This is a genomic window from Serinicoccus sediminis (assembly GCF_004153545.1).
Classification (GTDB): domain Bacteria; phylum Actinomycetota; class Actinomycetes; order Actinomycetales; family Dermatophilaceae; genus Ornithinicoccus; species Ornithinicoccus sediminis_A.
Genome location: NZ_SDVA01000004.1, coordinates 214,626 through 224,228 on the forward strand (window position 1 = coordinate 214,626; position 9,603 = coordinate 224,228).

The following is a 9,603-nucleotide window of genomic DNA, read 5'->3' on the forward strand; positions in this document are numbered from 1 at the left end:
GGGGTGATGTGGAGTAGAGTGGGGACACTTGGAGACGCCGGCCGATCGACCGAAGGGGTGGTGACGTGCTCTTCCTCGGCACCTACACGCCCCGGCTCGACGACAAGGGCCGGATGATCCTGCCGGCCAAGTTCCGCGAGCGGCTCGCCGGCGGCCTGGTCATCACCCGGGGCCAAGAGCACTGCCTCTACGTCTTCACCCAGGCCGACTTCGAGCGGCTGGTCCAGCAGTGGCAGGACAGCCCCACCTCGTCCAAGACGGTCCGGGACTACCAGCGCTTCTTCCTCTCCGGCGCCTCGGACGAGATCCCCGACAAGCAGGGACGCATCACCGTGCCCCCGCTGCTGCGGTCCTACGCCGGGCTGACCGGGGACTGCACGGTCATCGGTGCGGGCAACCGCCTGGAGGTCTGGGACACCCAGGCCTGGGCGTCCTACACCGCAGAGCACGAGGACTCCTTCGCCGACCTGTCCGAGGAGGTGGTCCCCGGACTCATGTGACCGCGGGGGCCGCGCCCTGGCCTCCCCCCGTCCGTCGTCGCCCGACTCCTCTTCCCCGGAGCCGGGACCACCTCGGACCCGACCCGACTTCCCCCGGGCCGGGACCAGGCGGACGGTGGGGGACCAGGGTCCGGCCACCGGGGGCCACGAGCCACCAGGGACCGACGGCGATGGCAGCAGACACCTCGCGCCCGACGCAGGACCGGCACGTCCCGGTCCTGCTGGAGCGCTGCGTCGAGCTGCTCGCCCCCGCCCTGCAGCATGAGGGCGCGGTGTTCGTGGACGGCACCCTGGGCATGGGTGGTCACACCGAGGCGCTGCTGCGGGCCTGCCCGCAGGCCCGCGCCGTCGGCGTCGACCGAGACCCGCAGGCCCTGGCGCTCGCGGCCGCCCGCCTCGCGCCCTTCGGCGAGCGGTTCACCCCCGTGCACGCGGTGAGCGACGACCTGCCGGGTCTTCTGGCCGAGGTCGGGGTCGACGGCGCCGACGCCGTGCTCTTCGACCTGGGCGTCTCCTCGCTGCAGCTGGACGAGCTCGAGCGCGGCTTCGCCTACCGTGCCGACGCCCCGCTGGACATGCGGATGGACCAGTCGGTCCCGGGCACGGCCGCCGACGTCCTCAACACCTACGACGTCCGCGACCTCACCCGCATCCTGCGCGAGTACGGCGAGGAGCGCTTCGCGCGGCCCATCGCCCGGGCCGTCGTGCGCCGTCGCGAGGAGCAGCCGTTCACCACCTCCGGCCCCCTGGTGGAGCTGCTCCACGACGTCGTCCCGGCCGCCTCGCAGCGCAGCGGCGGGCACCCCGCCAAGCGCACCTTCCAGGCGCTGCGCATCGAGGTCAACGCCGAGCTGTCGACCTGGCGGGCCGGGCTGGCCGCGGCGCTGCGCGCCCTGACCACCGGTGGCCGCATCGTCGTCCTGTCCTACCACTCGCTCGAGGACCGCATCACCAAGCAGGGGCTGGCCGCCGGGGCCACCAGCTCGGCCCCGCCGGACCTGCCGGTGGAGCTGCCCGAGCACCAGCCCTGGCTGCGGCTGCTCACCCGTGGGGCCGAGCGGGCCGACGCGCAGGAGCAGGAGTCCAACCCTCGGTCCGCCTCGGTCCGCCTGCGGGCCGCCGAGCGCACCCGCACCACCCCCGACCAGTCCGTCCGTCCCACCCGCACGACGCGCGAGGAGCCCCCGACACCATGAGCCAGATGACCATCTCCAGCCGGATCGGCCGGGTCTCCGCGCCCGCGTCGGGTAGCCGCGCCCGCGCCCGCGCCGTCGACGCCGCGCCGGCCACCGCCAACAACGGCTTCCGCCTGCTCTGCGTCTTCCTGGTCGCGCTCACCTTCACCGCCGTGCTGCTGCTCAACACGGTGCGCGCCGAGGGGTCCTACGTCCTGAGCAACCTCGAGGTGGAGGCCACCGCGCTGCACGATCAGAAGGTCACCCTGGCCGACGAGCTGGCGGGCAAGGAGTCCTCGGACAGCCTGGCGAAGGCCGCGACGAAGCTCAAGATGGTGCCCTCCACGTCCACCGCGACCCTGCGCCTGTCCGACGGCTCCATCACCGGCGTGGCGTCCAAGGTGGACGGTTCGCGCACGCTTACCGTTGACCTGCCCTCGACGGGCACGGCTCCGGCGAAGGACGACTGACAAGGGGTGAGCACCGTGGCACGACCGCGCACCGGCCCCCGCTCCCCGTCCTCCCCGGCCGTCGCGGCCGGCGTCGCCCACCCCGCCCGCCGGGCCCGCGCCCTCATGCTGGGCGTCCTCATCGTCCTCAGCCTGTTCGCCGCGCAGCTCGTGCGGCTGCAGGGCCTGGACGCCGCCAGCGTCTCCGCGGCGGCGCTGGGGGAGCGGCTGCAGTCCCGCACCATCCCGGCCGCCCGCGGCAGCATCACCGACGTCCACGGCGGCGACCTCGCGGTCAGCGTCGAGCGCCGCCGGATCGTCGCCGACCCCACCCTGGTGGTCGACTACGAGCGCAAGGAGGAGGGTCCGGACGGCGAGCGCCGGGTCGTCGGGACAGGGTATGCCGCCGCCGCCCAGGTGGTGTCCGAGATCACCGGGGCCGACCAGTCCGAGGTGCTGAGCCGCCTGGTGGAGCCGCTGGGCGAGCAGTACGCCGTCCTCGTCGCCGACGCCTCGCCGCAGGAGTGGCAGGAGATCAAGGCCGCCAACATCCGCGGGGTGTCCAGCGAGGAGCTCATGCGGCGCGAGTACCCCCTCGGCGAGGCCGCCGCCCCGCTGCTCGGCTGGATCGGCTCGGGCGAGATGGCCGCCGGCGGGATCGAGCTGGTCAAGGACGAGGAGCTCACCGGCGAGCCGGGCGAGGCGCTCTACGAGATCGGGCAGGACGGTCAGCGCATCAGCACCGGGGTCTACGAGGAGGACCCGGCCCAGCCGGGCCAGGACCTGCGCCTCACCCTCGACGCCGATCTGCAGTGGCGCGCCTACGACGCGGTCCGCACCCGGGTGAAGGAGGCGGGGGCCCTCTCCGGCTACGCGGCGGTGATGGACGTCGAGACCGGTCAGCTGCGCGCCCTGACGAGCTACCCGGCCTTCGACCCCTCGGAGACGACCCAGGACGCGGCGGCCATGCGCAACGCCGCGATCGAGGACGTCTACGAGCCCGGCTCGACCTCCAAGCTCATCACGGCCGCGGCCGCCCTCGAGGAGGGCATCATGGAGCCGGACACCCCCATCGAGGTGCCGGTGACGATGAGCCGGGCGGGGACCCGGTTCAAGGACGCCGAGCCGCACCCGGTGGAGTACCTCACCTTCGGCGGTGTGCTCGCCAAGTCCTCCAACATGGGCACGATCCTCTACGGCGAGAAGCTGAGCGACCAGCAGCTCTACGACTGGATGCGCCGCTTCGGCATCGGCGACCGGACCGGTCTGGGCCTGCCCGGCGAGTCCGCGGGACTGGTGCCCGAGCCGTCCACCTGGAGCGCCACCACGCGCTACACCTTCATGTTCGGCCAGGGCCTGTCCGGCACCCTGCTGCAGCAGATGGGTGTCTTCCAGACGATCGCCAACGACGGCGTCATGGTGCCCCCGAGCATCGTCGCCGGCACGGTGGACGAGGACGGCCGGTACTCCGCCGAGGCGCAGAAACCGGACCGGCGGGTCATCACCGAGGAGACCGCCCAGAGCCTCACCGAGATCATGCAGCAGGTCCCCTCCACCCAGGGCACGGCGCCGCTCGCCGCGGTCCCCGGCTACCACGTCGCCGGCAAGACGAGCACCGCCACCCGGGTCGACCCGGAGACCGGGCGCTACAACGGCGGGGTCACGTCCTCGTTCATGGGCTTCGCGCCCGCGGACGACCCGAAGTACGTCGTGGCCGTCGTCGTGCAGCGCCCCACCCGCATCAGCGAGTTCGGCGGGGTCATCGCCGGTCCGGTCTTCGCCGACCTGATGCGCTACGCGCTGCAGAAGGAGGGCATCGCCCCGGCCACCACCCCGCCCGCGGAGTTCGAGATCGAGTTCGACCCCGACGAGCCGGTGCCCGGCCAGAAGGGTGTCACACTGGGAGACCTCGCCATCAAGGACGAAAGGACCGATGGGTGATCCCCCTGACCCTCGGTGAGGTCGCGCGCCTGACCGGCGGCCGCGTGCACCCGGGTTCGTCCGACCGTGCCGCGCTGCGCGTCACCGGCCCGGTCGTCACCGACTCGCGGGAGGCCGGGCCCGGTGGTCTCTACGTCGCCCGGCGCGGAGAGAGCGCCGACGGGCACGACTTCGTCGCCGCCGCCGCCGAGCGCGGTGCCGTCGCGGCCCTCACCAACCGACCCGTCGACGACCTGCCCTGCGTCGTCGTCGACGAGGACCCGGCCCGCCTCTCGCCCCGGCCGGACCGGCCCCCCTACGACGCCGTCACCCGGGCGTTCGCCGCGCTCGCCCGCGAGGTGCACGAGCGCTGCGCCGCGCACGGGGGCCTGCGCACCGTCGCCATCACCGGCTCCTCGGGCAAGACCTCGACCAAGGACCTCATGGCCCAGGTCCTGGTGGACCTGGGGCCCACGCTGGCGCCGGAGGCGTCCTACAACTCCGAGGTCGGGCTGCCGCTGACCGTGTGCCGGCTCACCGAGGACACCGCATACCTCGTGGCGGAGATGGGAGCCTCGGGCGCCGGGCACATCGCCCACCTCACCGAGGTCGCGCCGCCCCAGGTCTCGGTCGTCCTCAACGTCGGCAGCGCCCACCTGGGCGAGTTCGGCTCCCGGGAGGCCATCGGCCTGGCCAAGTCCGAGATCGTGGCCGCCCTCCCCGAGGGCGGGCTGGCGGTCCTCAACGCCGACGACGACGTCGTCAGCGCCATGGCCGACGTGGCCGCTGGGGTCGGGGCCCGCACCGTGCTCGTCGGGCTCGGGGCGCACGCCGAGGTCCGCGCGGAGCAGGTCCGGCTGGACGCGCTGAGCCGCGCGTCGTTCGTGCTCACCGCGCCCGGCGGGGTGGCCGAACCGGTGACCCTGCAGCTCGCGGGGGAGCACCAGGTCGGCAACGCCCTGGCCGTGGCCGCGGTCGCCGCCGAGTGGGGTATGCCGTGGCGCGAGGTCGCGGCCGCGCTCACCGCCGCGGCGCCCCGGTCCCGGTGGCGGATGGAGGTCACCGAGCGCCCGGACGGCGTCACCGTGGTCAACGACGCCTACAACGCCAACCCCGAGTCGATGCGGGCCGCGCTGCGCGCCCTCGCGGCGATGCGCCGTGGCGAGGGCCGCACCGTGGCTGCCGTCGGCGGCATGCTGGAGCTCGGGGCCGACAGCGACCTCGAGCACGAGCGCGTCGGCGCCCACGCGGCCGAGCTGGGGGTGGACGAGCTCGTCGTCGTCGGCCTGGTCGCGCGCCCGGCGGCGACGGCATACCAGGCGGCCGGCGGCACCAGGGTGACGACCGTCGCGGACCGCGACGAGGCGCGGGAGCACCTCCAGGAGACGCTGCGCCCCGGCGACGTCGTCCTGCTCAAGAGCAGCCGGGACTCCGGGCTGCGACTGCTCGGCGACGAGCTGGCCGGGGTGGGCGGCTGATGGTCAACGTCCTCCTGGCCGGGGCGGTGGCCATGGTCTTCTCGCTGTTCGGGACCCCGCTGTTCATCCGGTTCCTGGTGCGCCGCGGCTACGGCCAGTTCATCCGCGACGACGGGCCCACCTCGCACCACACCAAGCGGGGGACGCCCACCATGGGCGGCGCGGTCATCATCGGCGCCACCCTCGCCGGCTACGTGCTCTCGCACGTGCTGCTCATCCTGCTCGACGTCACCGGCATCCTCGAGGTCACCCACTCACGCTTCAGCCTGAGCGCCATCCTCGTCCTGTTCCTCATCACCGGCCTCGGCCTCATCGGGTTCCTCGACGACTACACCAAGATCTCCAAGCAGCGCAGCCTCGGCCTCACCTCCGCGGAGAAGCTCACCGGGCAGACGGTCGTGGCCATCGTCTTCGCGCTGCTCGCGCTGCTGCTGGAGGGCGACAGCACCCGGGCCCCCGCGTCCACGGCGATCTCCTTCGTGCGCGACACCGCGGTCGACCTCGCCTTCGCCGGGCCGGTGCTCGGGGTGATCCTGTTCATCCTGTGGGCCAACGTGCTCATCGCGGGCGCCTCCAACGGCGTCAACCTCACCGACGGCCTCGACGGCCTGGCCACCGGCGCCTCGGTCATGGTCTTCGCCGCCTACTCGGTCATCGGGATCTGGCAGTACAACCAGAACTGCCAGCTCGCGCCCGGCCCCAACTGCTACGACGTGCGCGACGCGCTGGACCTCGCGGTGGTGGCCTGCTCGGTCGCCGGCGCCTGCTTCGGCTTCCTGTGGTGGAACGCCTCGCCGGCCAAGATCTTCATGGGCGACACCGGCTCGCTCGCCCTCGGCGGCGGGCTCGCCGGGCTGGCCATCACCACCCGCACCGAGCTGCTGCTGGCGGTGCTCGGCGGCCTCTTCGTCATGATCACCCTGTCGGTCATCATCCAGGTCGCCAGCTTCAAGCTCACCCGCAAGCGGGTGTTCCGGATGGCGCCGCTGCAGCACCACTTCGAGCTGCTCGGCTGGGCCGAGGTGACCATCGTCATCCGGTTCTGGATCATCGCCGGCATCTGCGTGGCGGTGGGCCTGGGGCTGTTCTACGGCGAGTGGGTGGCCAACCTGTGAGACCGCTCGACGACCTCACCCACCGCGACGCCGGGTGGAGCGGGCTGCGCGCCCTCGTCACCGGTCTCGGGGTCACCGGCTTCGCCGCGTCCGACGCGTTGCTGCAGCACGGTGCGCAGGTGACCGTGCTCGACCCCGGCAACGCCACCGAGAAGCAGGAGACCCAGGCCGGGATCCTCGGCATCCTCGGCGCCGACGTCCGCCGCGGACCGGAGCACGTGGCCGCATGGCCGCAGGACGCGCGGGGGCCGCTCGAGGTCGACGTCGTGGTGACCTCCCCGGGCTGGCCGCCGACCCACCCGGTCCTGGCGGCGGCGCTGGAGCGCGGCATACCCGTCTGGAGCGAGATCGAGCTGGCCTGGCGGCTGCGGCCCCGGGTGGGCGCCGCGCCCTGGCTCGTGGTCACCGGCACGAACGGCAAGACCAGCACCGTCCAGCTGCTGACCTCCATGCTGCAGGCCGCCGGCCTGCGGGCCATCGCGACCGGCAACGTCGGCACCCCGGTGCTGGACGCCGTCCAGCACCCGGACCCCTACGACCTGGTGGCGGTCGAGCTGTCCAGCTTCCAGCTGCACTTCACCCACTCGATGAGCCCGCTGGCCTCCTGCGTGCTGAACCTCGCGCCCGACCACGTCGACTGGCACGGGTCGCTGGAGGCGTATGCCGCGGACAAGGCGCGCATTTACGAGCGCACCCAGGTGGCCTGCGTCTACAACGTCCAGGACCCGCAGACCGAGGCGATGGTGGAGCAGGCCGAGGTGGTGGAGGGCTGCCGGGCCGTCGGCTTCACCCTCGGCACGCCCGGCCTGTCCATGCTCGGGCTGGTCGACGACGTCCTCGCCGACCGGGCCTTCGTCGAGGAGCGACGCACCTCGGCGGCCGAGCTGGGCACCCTGGCCGACCTCGCGCAGGCCTCCGGCGGGGACGGCACCACCGCCCCCGCGCCGCACCTGGTGGCGAACGCGCTCGCGGCCGCCGCCCTGGCGCGCGCGGCCGGCATCACCCCGGCCGCCGTCCGCGAGGGCATGCGCCGCTTCCGCTCCGACGCGCACCGGATGAGCGTCGTCGGCGAGAGCGACGGCGTCACCTGGGTCGACGACTCCAAGGCCACCAACCCGCACGCCGCCCTCGCCGCGCTGCGCTCCTACCCGGACATCGTCTGGGTGGCCGGTGGCCAGCTCAAGGGGGCCGAGGTGGAGGAGCTGGTGGCCGAGGTCGCCCCCCGGCTGCGTGCGGTCGTGCTCCTCGGGACCGACCGGGGGCGGATCGCCGAGGCGCTGGCCCGACACGCGCCCGAGGTCCCGGTCCACGACGCGGGTGTCACCGACCATGGGGACATGGCTGCGCTGGACCGGGTGATGGACGACGTCGTGGCCCGGTGCGCCGAGCGCGCCCGGCCCGGTGACGTCGTCCTGCTCTCGCCCGCGGCGGCCTCGCTCGACATGTTCCCCAGCTACGGCAGCCGCGGAGACACCTTCGCCGCCGCCGTGCGGCGCCGGCTGGGGGAGGCGCGCCCGTGACCACCATCCTCGACCGCCCCCAGGGAGCGGCGTCCCACGGCACCGCCGGGGAGACGGCGGGCTGGAGCCTGCGGTCGGTCGGCGCGTGGCTGCGCTCGCCGGTGGCGCCCTACTACCTCGCCCTGGTGTCCGCGTCGGTGCTCACCGGGCTCGGCCTGGTCATGGTCCTGTCCGCGTCCAGCGTCGGCTCCTACCGGGAGAACGGCAGCTCCTACACCGTCTTCCTGAACCAGCTGACCTTCGGCACGGTCGGTGTGGTGCTAGCGGTCATCGGCTCGCGGCTCCCGGTGCAGCTGTGGAAGAAGCTGGCCTGGCCCGGTGTCTTCCTCGCCCTGGCGCTGCAGGTCGCGGTCTTCACCCCCCTGGGCATGGACTTCCAGGGCAACCGCAACTGGATCTCGTTCGGCGGGTTCTCGCTGCAACCCTCGGAGTTCGCCAAGTTCGCCCTCGTGGTGTTCGGCGCCGCCGTGCTCGCCGCCAAGAGGCGAGTCATCCACAAGCCCCTCCATGCCGCTGTCCCGCTGGTCTTCCCCTTCGGCCTGCTGCTCGTCGGCCTGGTCCTGCAGGGCCACGACCTCGGCACGGGCATGATCATGCTCGCCATCGTCGTCGGGCTGCTGTGGGCGGCCGGGCTGCCGGCCAGGTGGTTCGTGGGGCTGGGTGCCGTCGCCGCGGTCGGCGTGGCCGTGCTGGCCGTGGGCAGCGCGAACCGGATGCAGCGCATCCAGACCTGGATCGGCGGCATCTGCGACAGCCCGCACGTCGAGGGCTGCTACCAGAAGGTCCACGCGGAGTACGCGCTCGCCGACGGCGGCTGGTGGGGGCTGGGACTGGGGGAGTCCCGGGAGAAGTGGGGCATCCTGCCCGAGCCGCACAACGACTTCATCCTCGCCATCATCGGGGAGGAGCTCGGCCTGCCGGGCAGCCTGGCCGTGCTCGGGCTCTTCGCCGTGCTGGCCTACGCCTGCTTCCGCGTCACGACCCAGGCGGAGGACATGTTCACCCGGCTGGCGGCCGCGGGCATCCTCGTGTGGTTCCTCAGCCAGGCACTCATCAACATCGGCTCGGTCATCGGCATGCTCCCGATCATCGGGGTGCCGCTGCCGCTGGTCTCCAGCGGCGGGTCGGCGCTCATCGCGGCGCTCATCGGCATCGGGCTGCTGCTCTCCCTGGCCCGTTCGCTGCCCGGTGCCGAGGAGGCGCTGCGCGGACGCACCGGCACGCTGCGCCGCACCCTGGCGGCCGTCCCCAGTGCCGGCGGCGCACGGCGCCGCGCCACCCAGCCCCGCCGCCCGGCGCGCGGCCGGGCGGCGGGGCCGGTGGAAGGGATCCATCAACGACACCGCGCCGGGTAGCTCTTCGGTGGTGGCGGTCTCAAGCCCGGCGAAGCCGTCCATCGCGACGACTTCGATGCCGTCGCGCCAAGCCTGGTCTCGTTCGGCGAGC

At 73.4% G+C, this 9,603-nt stretch carries 8 protein-coding genes and 1 pseudogene; 8 read left to right on the forward strand and 1 reads right to left on the reverse strand.

Annotation, left to right across the window (positions count from 1 at the left end; all coding sequences use genetic code 11):
• The first annotated feature begins 65 nt into the window (after positions 1 to 65).
• The 8 genes from mraZ to ftsW all read left to right on the forward strand — a co-directional run bounded on the left by mraZ (position 66) and on the right by ftsW (position 9,512).
• Positions 66 to 500 (forward strand): division/cell wall cluster transcriptional repressor MraZ, encoded by a 435-nt coding sequence (gene mraZ / locus EUS26_RS05855; protein WP_130012246.1) that lies wholly within the window; start codon positions 66 to 68, stop codon positions 498 to 500.
• 170 nt (positions 501 to 670) lie between these two features.
• Positions 671 to 1,696, forward strand: a complete 1,026-nt coding sequence (rsmH, locus tag EUS26_RS05860; RefSeq protein ID WP_130012247.1) for a 16S rRNA (cytosine(1402)-N(4))-methyltransferase RsmH — start codon at positions 671 to 673, stop codon at positions 1,694 to 1,696.
• A 5-nt stretch (positions 1,697 to 1,701) separates the two neighbouring features.
• Positions 1,702 to 2,145, forward strand: a complete 444-nt coding sequence (ftsL, locus tag EUS26_RS05865; RefSeq protein WP_238148821.1) for a cell division protein FtsL — start codon at positions 1,702 to 1,704, stop codon at positions 2,143 to 2,145.
• Positions 2,146 to 2,160: 15 nt separating this feature from the next.
• Positions 2,161 to 4,065, forward strand: a complete 1,905-nt coding sequence (locus tag EUS26_RS05870; protein WP_130012249.1) for a peptidoglycan D,D-transpeptidase FtsI family protein — start codon at positions 2,161 to 2,163, stop codon at positions 4,063 to 4,065.
• Positions 4,062 to 5,522, forward strand: a complete 1,461-nt coding sequence (locus EUS26_RS05875) for a UDP-N-acetylmuramoyl-tripeptide--D-alanyl-D-alanine ligase (protein ID WP_130012250.1) — start codon at positions 4,062 to 4,064, stop codon at positions 5,520 to 5,522. The genes EUS26_RS05870 and EUS26_RS05875 overlap by 4 nt, the downstream gene beginning before the upstream one ends.
• On the forward strand, positions 5,522 to 6,637 hold the full coding sequence (mraY, locus tag EUS26_RS05880) for a phospho-N-acetylmuramoyl-pentapeptide-transferase (RefSeq protein ID WP_130012251.1): 1,116 nt from the start codon (positions 5,522 to 5,524) through the stop codon (positions 6,635 to 6,637). The genes EUS26_RS05875 and mraY overlap by 1 nt, the downstream gene beginning before the upstream one ends.
• Entirely contained in the window at positions 6,634 to 8,157 is a 1,524-nt protein-coding gene (gene murD, locus EUS26_RS05885) for a UDP-N-acetylmuramoyl-L-alanine--D-glutamate ligase (protein ID WP_130012252.1), read from the forward strand. Before mraY ends, murD begins: the two co-directional genes overlap by 4 nt.
• Positions 8,154 to 9,512 (forward strand): putative lipid II flippase FtsW, encoded by a 1,359-nt coding sequence (gene ftsW / locus EUS26_RS05890; protein WP_130012253.1) that lies wholly within the window; start codon positions 8,154 to 8,156, stop codon positions 9,510 to 9,512. Before murD ends, ftsW begins: the two co-directional genes overlap by 4 nt.
• On the opposite strand, the pseudogene EUS26_RS05895 reads toward ftsW, so the two are convergent.
• A pseudogene (locus EUS26_RS05895) lies at positions 9,477 to 9,603 on the reverse strand (transposase); the annotation flags it as partial. The gene ftsW and the pseudogene EUS26_RS05895 overlap by 36 nt on opposite strands.